The organism is Enorma burkinafasonensis (assembly GCF_902150035.1).
GTDB lineage: Bacteria > Actinomycetota > Coriobacteriia > Coriobacteriales > Coriobacteriaceae > Enorma > Enorma burkinafasonensis.
Genome location: NZ_LR597507.1, coordinates 23,004 through 37,729 on the forward strand (window position 1 = coordinate 23,004; position 14,726 = coordinate 37,729).

The following is a 14,726-nucleotide window of genomic DNA, read 5'->3' on the forward strand; positions in this document are numbered from 1 at the left end:
CCCCCGGGGCAGACCGCTCGCGCGGCCTTTGGATCCATCCACCGGTAATGCTGCCACGGTGCGCGCTATTTGTATAATTGATAGTGCTCATAACCGGATAAGCGTTGCTTATAGCAAGCAGGACGGCAGCATGCCGTCGCGGAAACGTGAGGTGCGGCCATGGAGATCAGAACGCTCGAGACCTTCCTCAGGATCGTCGAATGCGGCAGCTTCTCGAAGGCGGCCGAGAAGCTCGGCTACTCCCAACCCGCGGTCACCATGCAGGTGAAGCAGCTTGAACGCGAGCTCGGCGTCAGGCTCTTCGACCGCGTGCCGCACGGGGTGCGCCTCACCGACGAGGGCAGGCGCCTGAGCTTTCACGCCAACGAGGTGCTCGCCGCGGCCGACCAGGCCCTCGATGCCGTGCGTGCAGGCGGAGCGGAGGAGGGAGCCGAGCTCACGGGGACGCTGCGCATCGGCAGCGTCGAGTCCATCTCGACGGCGCTCCTGCCCGACGTGCTCGCCGCCTTCGCGCGCGAGCACCCCCATGTGCGGCTGGAGGTCCGCGCGACGCGCGGCGACTACCTCGCCGAGTACGCGCGCGCCAACGAGATCGACCTCTTCTTCACCCTCGACCGCAAGCTCGCGCTCAGCGGGTTCGAGCGCACCCTCGTCCGTGCCGAGGAGATCGTGTTCGCCGGCGTCCCGGGGACCTTCCCCACCGGGCGCCCGCTCTCCCCCGCCGAGCTCGCGCGGCTCCCCTTCGTGCTCACCGAGCGCGGCGAGAGCTACCGGTCGGAGCTCGACCGGGCGCTTGCCGAGCACGACTGCGGCATCGAGCCCGTCATCGAGGCGGGCAACACCGAGACCCTCGTGCACCTGGCCGAGCGCGGCGTGGGCGTCGCCTTCCTGCCCCGCTACGCCGTGGAGGCATCCATCGCCGCCGGCAGGCTCGCGCCCGTCCCGGCGGCGCTCGAGCCGGTGCGCATGTGGGTGCAGCTCTTTCGGCACCGCGAGAAATGGGTGACGCCCGCGATGGCGGCGTTCACGGAGCTCGCCGTGCGCATGCTCGCAGGCGACGGCGCGCCGCAGCGCTGAGGCCGCACCCGGTCGCGACATCGTCCGCGGGGAAACGGCACCCGCCCCGCTACCGCGCCGGGCCGCCCGCTCTCGCGCCGGTCCGCCTGCTACCGCGCCGGACAGCCCGCAGCTCACGCCCCGCCGCGCTCCGCCCGCACGGTGCGCACCATATGGCGGGGCACCGCATGGAAAAGGCACGACCCGATGACCGTTCCGGCCGCCCGCTTGGCGTCGTCCGTGCCGTTCGACGTCGCGTACGCGTGCCCGAAGCGCTCGAGCATCACGATGTCGTTGCCGCCATCCCCGTAGACGGCCACCTCGTCCTCGGCGATGCCCCGGCTCGCGGCAAGCCATGCGAGGCTCGACCCCTTGTCGACGCCCGTCGATGTGATCTCGAACATCACCGGGTTGAACGGCGCGTTCACGAAGACGTCCCGGCGCTCGGCGAGGTACGCCCCGAGCTCGCGCTTGAGGCCTGCATCGGGGACGCGGCAGTTGATCTTGCATATCCCGTGCGCGAGGATCTCGCTCGGCCGCTGCCCGTAGCGCAGGGTCGGGTCCTCGCGCTCGCGTGAGCGCATCCCGCGCATCGCGATGCGGCGCAGGACGCCGTCGCGGCTGAACGTCGCCTGCCGCTCCTCGCGCGTGCCGGTGATGTAGGTCGCCTCGGGCGTCACGCATTCGAAGCAGACGTCGGGAAAGGCACAGAGCAGCTCCTCGAGCGCAGCCGGGTCCAGGGGGAAGGTCTTCACGACGCGGTTTCGCCCGTCGCGGACGATCGAGCCGTTCGAGCTCACGATATCGACGGGGATCCCCTCGAACCCGAAATCCCGGGTCGAGCGCATGGTCCGGCCCGTCGCGATCGCGAAGTGGGCACCTGCGTCGATGACGCGGCGGATCGCGGAGAGGATGGTGCGGTCCGTTGAATGGAAGGCGTTGAGCAGCGTCCCGTCCAGATCGCTCGCGAACAGCTTGATCATAGGCTCCTCCCCGCCGGGTCGTCGCACGTGCACACCGCTGCCCATGATAGTCCTTGCGCCCGCGCCGTGCCGCCGTCGGGACGCGCCGGATCTAGATACCAGCAGCATGGGCCCCGCCAGGGTATCTCTCTACAGCGAAGCCTTCCGACAGCCCTCGCCCAGGCAGAACGCCGCATAGAGGGGGAGCTCGCGGATCTCGCGTCCCTCGTCGTCCACGCTCCGGCCGAAGTCGCGTTCGGATACACATTCTTCTAGATTTTTGTGTATCTGAAATACATGTTTTCCGTATTACCGGATTTGGGCGCACGTCCCCACCCCATAGGAGATGGGCCGAACGAGGGCAGCGGAAAGCCGGCCAGGGGCTATACTGTCATCCGATAGCAGCAGCTCATATGCGACGTTTCGCGGGCAAGGAGGAACTATGGCAATCGACCAGGTAAAGGCGTTCATGGAGGAGCGCGGCATGGCCGGCCGCGTGATGGAGTTCGACGTGTCGAGCGCCACGGTCGAGCTCGCCGCGGCGGCCGTGGGCTGCGAGCCCGCGCGCATCGCGAAGACGCTCTCGTTCCACGTGGGCGACCGCGTGGCGCTCATCGTCGCCGCGGGCGACGCCCGCATCGACAACCCCAAGTACAAGGCGCAGTTCCACGGCAAGGCCAAGATGCTCAAGGCCGACGAGGCCGAGCCGCTCATCGGGCACGCCGTGGGCGGCGTGTGCCCCTTCGCCGTCAACGACGACTGCGACATCTACCTCGACGCCTCGCTCAAGCGCTTCGAGACGGTCTTCCCCGCCTGCGGCAGCGCCAACAGCGCCATCGAGCTCACGCCCGCCGAGCTCGAGGAGCTCTGCGCGCCCTGCACCTGGATCGACGTCTGCAAGCTCCCGGAGGCGTAAGGGGTCGCCTGCAAACTGCGGGCAGGATTTAGCAGGAAAGCGCCTCTGAACGAGGCCGGTCCTGCTAAATCCTGCCCAGAGATCGAACCGGGGTAAAGTCCACGGCGACAGCCCCGCAACGCAGCGGGCCCGACGCCACGGCGCCGGGCCCGAGACGCATGGCCACCAAGGCCAGCGCTCATTGCGAAAGCAGGCTGATTACCGTGCCCGCTACTTCTTGATCCAGCTGAACATGGAGCGGATCTTCTCGCCGGTCTTCTCGATCTCGTGCTCGTTGATCTTCTCGCGCTGCTCGAGGAGCCACTTGTGGCCGTTCGCGCAGTCGTCGACGAACTCCTGCGCGAAGCTGCCGTCCTGGATGCGGGCGAGCAGCTCCTTCATGGCCGCACGGCTCTCGTCGTTGATGATCTTGGGGCCGGCGTAGTACTCGCCGTACTCGGCGGTGTTGGAGATCGAGTAGTTCATGAAGTGGATACCGCTCTCGTACATGAGGTCGACGATCATCTTCATCTCGTGGTAGCACTCGAAGTACGCGAGCTCAGGCGGGTACCCGGCGTCGACGAGCGTCTCGAAGCCGGCCTTCACGAGCTCGACCAGACCGCCGCAGAGCACGGCCTGCTCACCGAAGAGGTCCTCCTCGGTCTCCTCCTTGAAGGTGCACTTGATGATGCCCGAGCGCGCGCCGCCCACGCCCCAGCAGTACGCGAGCGCGATGTCCCAGGCGTTGCCGGTGGCGTCCTGCGCCACGCAGGCCAGGTCGGGCACGCCGGAGCCCTCGGTGTACTGGCGGCGCACGATGTGGCCCGGGCCCTTGGGGGCGCACATGATTACGTTCACGTCCTCGGGCGGCACGATGAAGCCGAAGTGGATGTTGAAGCCGTGGGCGAAGGCGAGCGTGTTGCCGGGCTTGAGATGGTCCTTGATGTGCTCCTCGTAGACCTTGGGCTGGTTCTCGTCGGGCACGAGGATCATGATGAGGTCGGCTTCCTCGGCGGCCTCGTCCATGGAGCAGACCTTGAGGCCGGCCTCCTCGGCCTTGGCCCAGCTGCTGGAGCCCTCGCGCAGGCCGACGCGCACGTCGCAGCCCGAGTCGAGCAGGTTGAGCGCGTGGGCGTGGCCCTGCGAGCCGTAGCCGATGACGGCGACCTTCATCCCCTGGATGACCTCGGGCTTGCAGTCGCTCTCGTAGTAGATCGTAACAGCCATGTTCTTTCTCCTTACCTGACGTGGCTGGTGTTACCTGGATGCGGGCGCGGCGGGGCCGGATCGGGCGCGACCCCGGCGCGGGCGCCCCGGCCGGCCGTCGAGCCGCCGAGCGCCGCCGCGGGCTACTTGTCGCTCGACCCGCGCGACATCGCGATCTTGCCGGTGCGCGTGAGCTGCCGGATGCCGTAGCCGCGGAAGAGGTCCTCCATGGCGTCGAGCTTGCTCGCCGTGCCGGTCGCCTCGACGGTGAGCGAGTTCTTGCCCACGTCGACGATGTTCGCGCGGAAGATGTTGGCGATCTCGATGATCTCGTGCCGGCGGTCGGGCGTGGCGATGACCTTGAACAGGACGAGCTCGCGCTCGATGGCGTCGGTGTCGGTGTAGTCGGAGATCTTGTACACCGACACGAGCTTGTGGAGCTGCTTGGTGATCTGCTCGTAGCCCACCTCGTCGGCGTCGACGATGATGGTCATGCGGCTCATCGTGGTGTCCTCGGTGGGCGCCACGGTGAGCGAGTCGATGTTGAACCCGCGCCGCGACACGAGGCCCGTCACGCGGGACAGCACGCCCGGCTTGTTCTCGACCAGGACGGAGAGGATGTGCTTCATGCTCACTCGCCTCCCTTCTGGGCGGACTCGTCTGCGACGACGTCGGCGGTCGCGCCGGCGACGCGCGTGTCGGCATCGTCGTCTGAAAGCGGCAGGGGCTCCGCGATCGCGCCGGCATGCTCGCCGGCGGGGCTCATGCCCTTCTCGGTCACGCGGACGCCGCCCAAGGTCACGTCGATGGCGCCGATGATGTCGTCGATCGCGGCGCCGGGGGCGACCATGGGGTAGACGGTCTGGTTGGTGGGGATCACCACGTCGAGCAGATAGGGCTGCTCGGAGGCGAGCATGCGGTCGAGCGCCGCGTCGATCTGGTCGGGATGCGAGATGCGCTCCGCGCCCCACCCGTAGGCCTCGGCGAGCTTCACGAAGTCGGGGTTCGCCGTGAACTCGGTGCAGGAGTAGCGCTCGTGGTAGAACAGGCGCTGCCACTGGTGCACCATGCCGAGCGCGTTGTTGTCGATGAGCAGCACCTTCACGGCCGCGCCGTTGCCGATGGCGGTGGCCATCTCCTGGATGTTCATCTGGATGCTGCCGTCGCCGGCCACACAGACCACCTGGCAGTCGGGCCGGCCGATCTTGGCGCCGATGGCCGCGGGGAAGCCGAAGCCCATGGTGCCCAGGCCGCCGCTCGAGATGAACGTGCGCGACTCCTCGCGGTGCACGTGCTGGTGCGCCCACATCTGGTGCTGGCCCACCTCGGTGGTGACCACGCTCGCATGCGGGTCGAGCTTGGCCGAGAGCGCCTCGAGCACCTCCTCGGGGGCGATGCGGTCGGGGTAGTCGATGAAGTCCTCGGTGTAGAACGGCCAGCGCTCGCGCCAGGCGAAGCAGGTCCTCACCCACTCGGCGCTCGCGGGCGCGAGCCCCAGCTTGGCGATGCGCTCGTTGATGGCGGCGACGACCGTGCGCGCGTCGCCCACGATGGGCACCTGCGGGTCGCGCACCTTGCCGATCTCGGCCGGGTCGATGTCGATGTGGATGACCTTCGCATGCGGGGCGAACTCGGAGAGCTTGCCCGTCACGCGGTCCGAGAACCGCGCGCCCACGGCGATGATGAGGTCGCACTCGGTCATGGCCATGTTGGCGTACTTGGAGCCGTGCATGCCGACGGGCCCCAGGTTGAGCGGGTTCGAGCAGGGCACCGCCGCCTTGCCGATGAGCGTGGTCACGACCGGGATCTGCATGGTCTCGGCGAGCTCCACGACCTCCTCGCAGGCATGGCTCGTCACGCAGCCGCCGCCCACCAGAAGCACGGGGCGCTCGCTCGCACCGATGAGCTCGACCGCCTGGCGCACCTGCTTGGCGTTGCCCTTGTAGGTGGGGCGGTAGCTGGGGATATCGACCCTGTCGGGGTAGTGGAACACCATCTGCTCGCCGGCGAGGTCGGAGGGCACGTCGATGAGCACGGGACCCGGGCGCCCGGTCGAGGCGATGTAGAAGGCCTCGCGGAAGGTCCGGGTGAGGTCGTCGTTCGTCTGCAGGAGGAAGCTGTGCTTCACCACGGGCATGGTGATGCCCACGATGTCGGCCTCCTGGAACGCGTCGGTGCCGATGACGCCGCGCGTCACCTGGCCCGAGATGACCACGAGCGGCACGGAGTCCATGTAGGCCGTGGCGATGCCGGTCACGGTGTTGGTCGCGCCCGGGCCGCTCGTCACGAGGACGACGCCCACCTTGCCCGTGGCGCGCGCGTAGCCGTCGGCCTCGTGCACCGCGCCCTGCTCGTGCCGGGCGAGGATGTGCCGGATCTTGGTCGAGTCGTACAGCGCGTCGTACATCTTGATGGCCTGGCCGCCCGGGTAGCCGAAGACCGTGTCGACGCCCTCGGCCTCGAGGCTGGCGATGACCGCCTGCGCCCCGGTCATGACCTGGCCCTCCTTCTCGGTATGGCTACCGGGGCCGAAGGGCTCGCCCGAGACCGCGCGCCGCTTGCGCTCGAGCCGCGCCTCGCGGCTCATGTCGGTCGCCGTCCGCGGGCCCGCCGCGCTCACGCAGGCGTGCTGGCGGATGTCGTCGGGCATATCGGGCGTGCGCGGGCTGCCGGCGAGCGGCGAGGCCGTCTGCTTGGTGTCCGTCATGAGAGATACGCCCCCTTGTCTGCGCTCGTGACGAGCTTCGCGTAGCGCGAGAGCACGCCCGTGGTGTACTTGGGTGCCGGCGGCTGCCAGGCCGCGCGGCGCCGCGCGAGCTCGTCGTCGCCTACGCGCAGGTCGAGCGTGCCCGCCTCGATGTCGATGTCGATGATGTCGCCCTCCTGCACGAGCGCGATGGGGCCGCCGGCCGCGGCCTCGGGCGAGACGTGGCCGATGCACGGGCCCTTGCTCGCGCCGGAGAAGCGCCCGTCGGTGATGAGCGCCACGGAGCGGTCGAGCCCCATGCCGCAGATGGCCGAGGTGGGCGTGAGCATCTCGCGCATGCCCGGGCCGCCCGCCGGGCCCTCGTAGCGAATGACCACGACGTCGCCGGGGCGGATCTCGCCGCCGAAGATCGCCGCGCACGCCGCCTCCTCGCTATCGAAGACGCGCGCCGGGCCGGAATGCCGGTACATCTCGGGCGAGCAGGCGCTGCGCTTCACCACGCCGCAATCGGGGGCGAGGCTGCCGCGCATGACCTTGAGGCCGCCGCACGCGCTGTAGGCGTTATCCACCTCGCGCACGATCTCGCCGTCCGCTGGCGGGCATGCCGCGACCCACGCGCCCACCGTGCCATGGCAGGTGAGCGCCTCCGCGTCGAGCAGGCCGGCGCGGCCGAGCACGCCCAAGATGGCGGGGATGCCGCCCACGGCGTTGAGGTCCTCGATATGCAGGGGGCCCGCCGGCGCGATGCGCACGATGTTGGGTGTCGCGTCCGAGATGCGGTCCCAGTCGTCCATGGTGACGGGGCAGCCCGCCGCCTGCGCGATCGCCGTCAGGTGGAGCATGGTGTTCGTGGAGCCGCCGAAGGCCATGTCGAGCACCATGCCGTTGTGGATGGCCCTCTCGTCCAGGATGTCAAGCGCGCGGGTGCCCTCGCGGACGAGGTCCATGACCTTCATGCCCGTCTGCTTGGCGAGCCGGATGCGCTCGGCGTACACCGCAGGCACCGTGCCGTTGCCGGGCAGCGCCAGGCCGAGCGCCTCGGCGAGGCAGCAGATCGAGTTCGCGGTGAACATGCCCGAGCAGCTGCCGCAGGTGGGGCAGGCCGTGTTCTCCAGCCAGGCGCACTCCTCCTCGGTCATGGTGCCGGCCGTGACCTGGCCCACCGCGTCGAAGAGCGTGTTCAGGTCCGTCTGGCGCCCGCACTTGTCGCGCCCGGCGAGCATGGGGCCGCCCGAGACGAGCATGGTGGGGATGTTCAGGCGCGCCGCGGCGATGAGCATGCCGGGCACGATCTTGTCGCAGCTGGGAATGAGCACCATCGCGTCGAATTGGTGCCCCTGGATTGCGCACTCCACGGAGTCGGCGATGACCTCGCGCGACACCAGGCTGTAGTGCATGCCCTCATGGTTCATGGCGATGCCGTCGCACACGCCGATGGTGTTGACCTGCAGCGGCGTGCCGCCCGCCATGCGCACGCCCGCCTTCACGGCGTCGGCGATCTGCTGGAGGTGGAGGTGTCCCGGGATGACCTCGTTTTGCGCCGAGACCACGGCGACGAGCGGGCGCTCGAGTTCCTCGTCAGTGAGCCCGTCGGCCTTGAGCAGGCTCCGGTGGGGCGCTCGCGCCAACCCCTTCTTCACGGCATCGCTGCGCATCTGCATATCACGGCCCTCGTTTCCCTAGGCGGTACCACGGTACTCGGAAATGCGAGGGCGGGCGCTCTCGATGCCTGTGACGGAGGCTCCGGCGCGGCGTACTGGCGGCTGCCGCGTCGCGGGGGTCGCCCGCGCGCGAAAGCGCGTTCAGCCGAGCTGCTCGAGGGTATGTTCCCGACCGTCCGCCGCGGGTTCTCACGCTTCCCCGCTCGCTGTGGGACGACCCGTCCGGTACTCGCCCTGTCATCGCATTTGCTGAGTTGCTTGAGTATGCCGGGTGCGCCCGCAGGTCCCCCCGCGAAATCTTGAGCGAAACATGCTGGAAACACGTTATTCGGCTAAAGCGCCCTCTCGCCTTGCGAGCGGCATGGGCCGCGCGCTCGAAACCGTCCGATGCCGGCGGCGCGGCGGCCCCACAGGCGGGCTCCCGCGGGCGCGCCCTCAGCCGAACAGCGTGCGGGCGATATCCTCGCCGGCGCGGCGCGTGACGATCGACGCGAGCTCGCCCAGCGCCTCGCGCAGCACGGTCGCCGACGCATCGTCGAGGTTGCGCGCCGCATCGATAGCGAGCTGGATGGGGTTCACCCCGCCGAGCAGCACGTCGCCGGCATCCCGTGCGCCCGCCGCGGCGAACGCCGCGAACAGGGCGTCGACGACCCGCTCCCTTCGCGCGTCGTCCATGCCGGCGAGCCACTCGAGCAGGACCTCGTGCAGCATCCGCGAGAAGTCGCTCGGGCCGTCGAGGTACACGAAGTCCGCCGCGGCGCGCCCGCCCGCCGCCGAGCTCGCCCCCTCCCCGCCTGCGGCGGCGTCCGCGACCTCCCAGGTGAACACGGAGTGCTGGAAGAGTCCCTCGGCGGAGCTCCTCACCGTGCGGGTGTCGACCGGGCACTCGAGCAGGGCGCCCACGATGGAGTCCTGCGGGCCCGCTCGGAAGAGGCGGTCCTGTATGCGCGCGTAGTCCACCTCGGCGAAGCGCCCCGGCTTGAACCCGGGCGCGTCGAGGCACCAGATGCGCCCGATGCGGGCGCGGTCGGTGCAGGTGAGCGCCGCGTAGAGCGCGAGGTTCCCTCCCTTGGAGTGGCCGCCCACATGGAGCTCGCCCGGCAGGCGCGGCGCCATGAGCTCGAGATACTCCCGCGCGAGCGCCTGGGCTCGGACCTCGGGGCGGTAGGTCATGTCGAAGTTCTCGCGCCATCCGGTCACCGAGGCGTCCGTGCCGCGGAACCCGATGAACGAAAGACCGCTCCCCCACCTGAAGCTCGTCGCGGCGAACTGCGTGTGCGACGCCTCGTCGAACACCGAGCGGTACCCGCACAGGCGCACGCCGCGGAAGCGGGGGCTCGCGGCGAGCGCATAGAGGAGGCGCTTCAGGTCGTCGGCGACAAGACCGGTGAACATGCGGTCGAAGCGCTCGGCACGAAGAAGGTCCTCGAAGCGCACGCCCGCCCGGTCGGGCGCGAGCGCGCACCTCATGCGATCGAGCAGTGCGGGGGCGCCCGACGGCCCCGGCACGATGCCCATGCCGTCGAGCATGCTCGCCTGCGTGAGCACTGCCGCGTCGACCGGCCCGAACGGGCGCTCATCGATGGGCGCGAGCTCGTGTTCCACATAGTCAAGCAGGTACGGCATGGGATCCTTTCGCTGTTTCATGGGTTATACCCATGCCCGGCCCGGCGGCTCGACGGCGCATCGGGAACACTCGTTGCGGTATTCGGTGTGAGATTTCTCAAAGTCAGCGCGAAGGTTCCGTGCCCGCTAGAAAAACCGCAGGTCACAATCGCGGGCCTGCCTTGCTTTCGCAGGCCCCGGGAAAACTCACACCGAATACCGCAATGAGCGTGCACCAGCAGCGCCGCCGCGGGGCAAAACCCGGCCCGACAGACGCCGCGAGCGGCCGACCCGCCGCCAAACGCGCGGCCGCCAACGCTAGAGCATCGTCTGCCCGACCACGGGGTCGAACCCCGCGGCGCGCAGCGCCTCCAGGATCCGGCCCTTGTGCTCGGTCCCGAACGCCTCGATGGTCACGCGGAGCTCGACCGCGGCGTTGCGGTTGGTGCTCACGAACTGGTTGTGCTCGAGCTTGATCACGTTGCCGTTCACCTCGGCGATCGCCTGCGCCACCTTGACGAGCATGCCCGGGCGGTCCGGCAAAAGCACGCTCACCGTGAAGATGCGGTCGCGCGCGATGAGGCCGTGCTGCACCACCGACGACATCGTGATGACGTCCATGTTGCCGCCGGAGAGGATCGCGGCGACGCGGCGGTTCTCCGCCGGGAGATGCCTGAGCGCCGCCACGGTGAGCAGCCCCGAGTTCTCGACGATCATCTTGTGGTTCTCGACCATGTCGAGGAAGGCCACGATGAGCTCGTCATCGGGCACGGTGATGACGTCGTCGAGGTTCTCCTTGAGATACGGGAAGACCTTGTCGCCCACCTCGAGCACCGCCGTGCCGTCGGCGATGGTGTTCGCCTGGGGCAGGCGCACGGGACGGCCTGCCTCGAGCGCAGCGGTGAGCGACGGCGCGCCCGCCGGCTCGACGCCGATGACGCGGATCTTGGGGTTGTAGAGCTTGGCGAAGGTGGAGACGCCGCACGAGAGGCCGCCACCGCCCACCGGCACGAGGATCGTGTCCACGAGCGGGAGCTCCTGCACGATCTCCATGGCGATGGTGCCCTGCCCCGTGGCGAGCACCGGGTCGTTGAACGGGTGCACGAAGGTGTAGCCGTGCTCCTCCGCGAGCTCGATGGCGTGGTCGCACGCCTCGTCGTACACATCGCCGTAAAGCACGACCTCGGCACCGTAACCCTTGGTGCGCTCGACCTTGATGAGCGGGGTCGTGGTGGGCATGACCACGATGGCGCGGGCGCCGGCGCGCGCCGCGGCGTAGGCGACGCCCTGGGCATGGTTGCCGGCGCTCGCCGTGATGAGCCCGCGGCCGAGCTCCTCCTCCGTGAGCGTCGAGATCTTGAAGTAGGCGCCGCGCACCTTGTAGGCGCCGGTGCGCTGCATGTTCTCGGGCTTGAGGAAGACGCGGTTGCCGCTCATCTGGCTGAAGTAGGGGCTCTCGACGAGCTCCGTCTTCTGCGTGACTTCCTTGACCTTCTCGGACGCCGCCTCGAAGGCGTCGAGCGTGAGCATCTCGAGCATGTGGGTCTCTCCTTAGCGTCGCCGGGCCTCGGCGGCACCGGTAGCTGCGCGGACGCAGGGCCGTCGCGACGGCACAGCGCGCTTTCGTGTAGTAAAGTAGCATACCATCGAGACGCCACGGGAAACGAGGCAGCACATGGCCGAAACAATACCGCCCCTCTTCTCGCTCCGCGACGCGCAGGTGGTGCGCGCCGGCAGGACGATCCTCTCCGTCGACCGGTTCGACCTCGCGGAAGGCGAGCACGTGGCGCTCTTGGGCCCCAACGGCGCCGGCAAGTCGACGTTCATCCAGCTGCTCACGCGCGAGATCTTCCCCCTCTACCGCGAGGAGCCCCCGGTGCGGTTCAGGGGGCAGGCGCGGCCGTTGCTCACCGACATCAAGCAGGCGCTCGGCATCGTCTCGGCGACCATGCACGACCAGGTGCGCGTGCACCTGCCGGTGAGCGACATCGTCTGCGGCGGCATCTTCGGCACGCTCGGCCTGCCCAACCACGTCGAGGCGACCGCCGCCCAGCGGGCGCTGGCCCTGGACGCGCTCGAGCGCCTGGGCATCGCCGAGCTCGCCGAGCGCGACGTCCTCACGCTCTCGACCGGCCAGGTGCGCCGCGTGCTCGTGGCGCGCGAGCTCATGAGCGACCCCAAGATCCTCATCTTCGACGAGCCCTGCACGGGACTCGACCCCGAGGGCATGTACCACGTGCGCCGCACCATGAGCCTGCTCGCCGCCGAGGGGCGCTCGGTGGTGCTCGTCACGCACTATCCCGAGGACATCATCCCCGCCATCGACCGCGTGCTGCTCATCAAGGACGCCGCGGTCTTCGCCGACGGGCCCAAGCGCGAGTTGCTCACGAGCGAGACGATGTCGGACCTCTTCGGCGTGCCGCTCGTCGTGGAGGAACGCGGCGGCTGGTACTCGCTGCAGGGCAGGTACTAGCGACCGCCCGCCGCATCGCGCGGCTAGCCCTCGATGGCATCGATCGCCTTGATGAAGGCCGAACGCAGGCCGGCCTCCTCGAGCGCCGCGACGCCGCGAATGGTGGTCCCGCCCGGCGAGCACACGGCGTCCTTCATCGCGCCCGGGTGCTGGCCGGTGGCGAGCTGCAGCTTGGCCGTGCCGGCGACCATCTGGCTCACCATCGTGTAGGCCTTGGCGCGCGGGATGCCGTGCTTGACCGCGGCATCGCCCAGAGCCTCGATCACCATGGCGATGAACGCCGGCGAGCATCCGCCCACCGTGCCCGCCACCGAGAGCAGGCGGCTCTCGACCTCCACGACGGTCCCCAGAAGCCCCAGCAGCTCATGGAGGCAGGCGTGCTCCTCCGCATCGAGCGTGTGCGCGGCCTCGCAGGCGATCACGCCCTCGCAGATGGCGACCGGCGTGTTGGGCACGGTCGAGAGGTGATGCGTGCCGGGCACCACGCGCTCGTAGTCCTCGCTCTTCCAGCCCGCCGCCACGGAGAGGATGGCCTTCCCGGCGAGGGCGTCGGCGATGGGCGCGAGCACCGACTCGATGAGGTAGGGCTTCACCGCGACGACGACCACGTCGCTCCACGCCGCGACCTCGGCCGCATCGCGGCAGGGGTGCATGCCTCGGCGGGAGGCGCGATCGGCGAGCGCGTCGAAATGCCCGGCGCAGGCGCAGAGGTTGCCCGCGGGGACCCTGTCCGACGCGATCCAGCCGTCCGCCATGGCGCCCGCCATGTTACCGAAACCGATGAAGCCGATCTTCACCTGGGAGATATCCATCGTGTGACTCCTTTGCGTCATGGGCAGCGCGGCGCTGCCGACCTGGTCCTAGAGCTCCGGGTAGAGCGGGTGCGCGGCGAGCAGCTCAGAGGTGCGCGCGCGGATGGCGGCGAGCTCGCCGGCGTCGTCCGCATGGAAGACGGCCCGCGCGATGAGCCCGCCGATCTCGCGGAACTCCCCCGCCGTGAACCCGCGCGTGGTGCCCGCCGCAGAGCCCACCCGGATGCCGCTCGTGACGAAGGGCGAGCGGGGCTCGCCGGGGATCGCGTTCTTGTTCACCGTGAGGCCCACGCTATCGAGCAGGCGCTCGGCATCGCGGCCCGTGACGCCCGAGGCGGTGAGGTCGACGAGGCACAGGTGGTTGTCCGTGCCGCCGGAGACCAGGCGCAGCCCGCCCTCGACGAGGCCCGCGCCCAGCGCGGCGGCGTTCTCGACCACCTGCTCGATGTAGGTGCGAAACTCGGGCTGCAGCGCCTCGCCGAAGGCGACCGCCTTGCCGGCGATGACGTGCATGAGCGGGCCTCCCTGCGTGCCGGGGAAGACCGCCTTGTCGATGGCGCGGGTGAGCTCGTCGTCGTTCGTGAGGATGAAGCCGCCGCGCGGGCCGCGCAGGGTCTTGTGGCTTGTGGACGTCACCACGTCCGCGAAGGGCACCGGCGAGGGGTGCGCGCCGGCGGCGACGAGCCCGGCGATGTGCGCCATGTCGACCATGAGGCGCGCGCCCACGCCGTGGGCGATGTCCGCCATGCGCTCGAAATCGATCGTGCGCGGGTACGCCGAGGCCCCGCCGACGATGAGCTTCGGGCGCTCCTCGCGGGCGAGGCGCTCGAGCGCATCGTAGCCTATGGTCTCGGTCGCGGGGTCGAGGCCGTAGGAGAGGAAGCGGTAGAGCCTGCCGGAGAAGTTGACCGGCGAGCCGTGCGTAAGGTGACCGCCCTGGTCGAGGCTCATGCCGATGACCGTGTCGCCCGGCTCGATGAGCGCCATGTAGGCGGCGAGGTTCGCGCTCGCGCCCGAATGCGGCTGCACATTGGCGTGGCGGCACCCGAAGAGCTCGCGGGCGCGCTCGCGGGCGAGGTCCTCGACCATATCGACCTTCTCGCACCCGCCGTAGTAGCGACGGCCCGGATAGCCCTCGGCGTACTTGTTGGTGAGCACGCTCCCCATCGCCTCCATGACGGAGGGCGAGGTGATGTTCTCGGAGGCGATGAGCTCGATCGTGCCGCGCTGGCGGGCGAGCTCCTGCTCGATGGCGGAGAACACCGCCGGGTCGGTCTGTGAGATGTGGTCGTAGGTCATGCTCACCCTCCTTGTGGGCCGCGTACCCTGTCGCGCCGGGCGCCCGCGCG

12 protein-coding genes are annotated in these 14,726 nt (G+C 69.5%); 3 read left to right on the top strand and 9 right to left on the bottom strand.

The genetic code is table 11. The features are described from left to right. The first annotated feature begins 159 nt into the window (after nt 1-159). Nucleotides 160-1,077 carry a LysR family transcriptional regulator gene (locus FS885_RS05480; protein ID WP_144744074.1) on the top strand — a complete coding sequence of 306 codons (918 nt, stop codon included), beginning with the start codon at nt 160-162 and terminating at the stop codon, nt 1,075-1,077. Between the two features lie 113 nt (nt 1,078-1,190). Here the strand turns inward: FS885_RS05480 and FS885_RS05485 are convergent, their stop codons facing one another. Continuing rightward, complete coding sequence (locus tag FS885_RS05485; RefSeq protein WP_144744076.1) at nt 1,191-2,039, bottom strand: HAD-IIB family hydrolase; 849 nt, start codon at nt 2,037-2,039, stop codon at nt 1,191-1,193. A gap of 421 nt (nt 2,040-2,460) precedes the next feature. Between FS885_RS05485 and FS885_RS05490 the strand changes: the two genes are divergently transcribed. Continuing rightward, nucleotides 2,461-2,934: a YbaK/EbsC family protein gene (locus tag FS885_RS05490; RefSeq protein WP_144744078.1), complete on the top strand. Its 474-nt coding sequence runs from the start codon at nt 2,461-2,463 to the stop codon at nt 2,932-2,934. A 210-nt stretch (nt 2,935-3,144) separates the two neighbouring features. Here the strand turns inward: FS885_RS05490 and ilvC are convergent, their stop codons facing one another. The 6 genes from ilvC to ilvA all read right to left on the bottom strand — a co-directional run bounded on the left by ilvC (nt 3,145) and on the right by ilvA (nt 11,631). Further along, nucleotides 3,145-4,140 (bottom strand): ketol-acid reductoisomerase, encoded by a 996-nt coding sequence (ilvC, locus tag FS885_RS05495; protein ID WP_144744080.1) that lies wholly within the window; start codon nt 4,138-4,140, stop codon nt 3,145-3,147. A 122-nt stretch (nt 4,141-4,262) separates the two neighbouring features. Next, complete coding sequence (gene ilvN, locus FS885_RS05500) at nt 4,263-4,748, bottom strand: acetolactate synthase small subunit (RefSeq protein WP_144744081.1); 486 nt, start codon at nt 4,746-4,748, stop codon at nt 4,263-4,265. A gap of 2 nt (nt 4,749-4,750) precedes the next feature. Further along, on the bottom strand, nt 4,751-6,826 hold the full coding sequence (gene ilvB, locus FS885_RS05505; protein ID WP_246060806.1) for a biosynthetic-type acetolactate synthase large subunit: 2,076 nt from the start codon (nt 6,824-6,826) through the stop codon (nt 4,751-4,753). Beyond that, entirely contained in the window at nt 6,823-8,487 is a 1,665-nt protein-coding gene (gene ilvD, locus FS885_RS05510) for a dihydroxy-acid dehydratase (RefSeq protein WP_144744082.1), read from the bottom strand. The genes ilvB and ilvD overlap by 4 nt, the downstream gene beginning before the upstream one ends. 435 nt (nt 8,488-8,922) lie before the next feature. Further along, nucleotides 8,923-10,113 carry an Mbeg1-like protein gene (locus FS885_RS05515; protein WP_144744083.1) on the bottom strand — a complete coding sequence of 397 codons (1,191 nt, stop codon included), beginning with the start codon at nt 10,111-10,113 and terminating at the stop codon, nt 8,923-8,925. Between the two features lie 297 nt (nt 10,114-10,410). Continuing rightward, nucleotides 10,411-11,631: a threonine ammonia-lyase gene (gene ilvA / locus FS885_RS05520; protein WP_144744084.1), complete on the bottom strand. Its 1,221-nt coding sequence runs from the start codon at nt 11,629-11,631 to the stop codon at nt 10,411-10,413. Between the two features lie 136 nt (nt 11,632-11,767). Between ilvA and FS885_RS05525 the strand changes: the two genes are divergently transcribed. Next, nucleotides 11,768-12,565, top strand: coding sequence for an ABC transporter ATP-binding protein (locus tag FS885_RS05525; protein ID WP_144744085.1), 798 nt, complete (start codon nt 11,768-11,770; stop codon nt 12,563-12,565). Nucleotides 12,566-12,588: 23 nt separating this feature from the next. On the opposite strand, the gene proC is transcribed toward FS885_RS05525, so the two are convergent. Further along, a complete protein-coding gene (proC, locus tag FS885_RS05530; protein WP_144744086.1) occupies nt 12,589-13,377 on the bottom strand; it encodes a pyrroline-5-carboxylate reductase in 789 nt (262 codons plus the stop codon). Nucleotides 13,378-13,425: 48 nt separating this feature from the next. After that, nucleotides 13,426-14,676, bottom strand: coding sequence for a serine hydroxymethyltransferase (glyA, locus tag FS885_RS05535; RefSeq protein ID WP_144744087.1), 1,251 nt, complete (start codon nt 14,674-14,676; stop codon nt 13,426-13,428). Between the last annotated feature and the right edge of the window lie 50 nt (nt 14,677-14,726).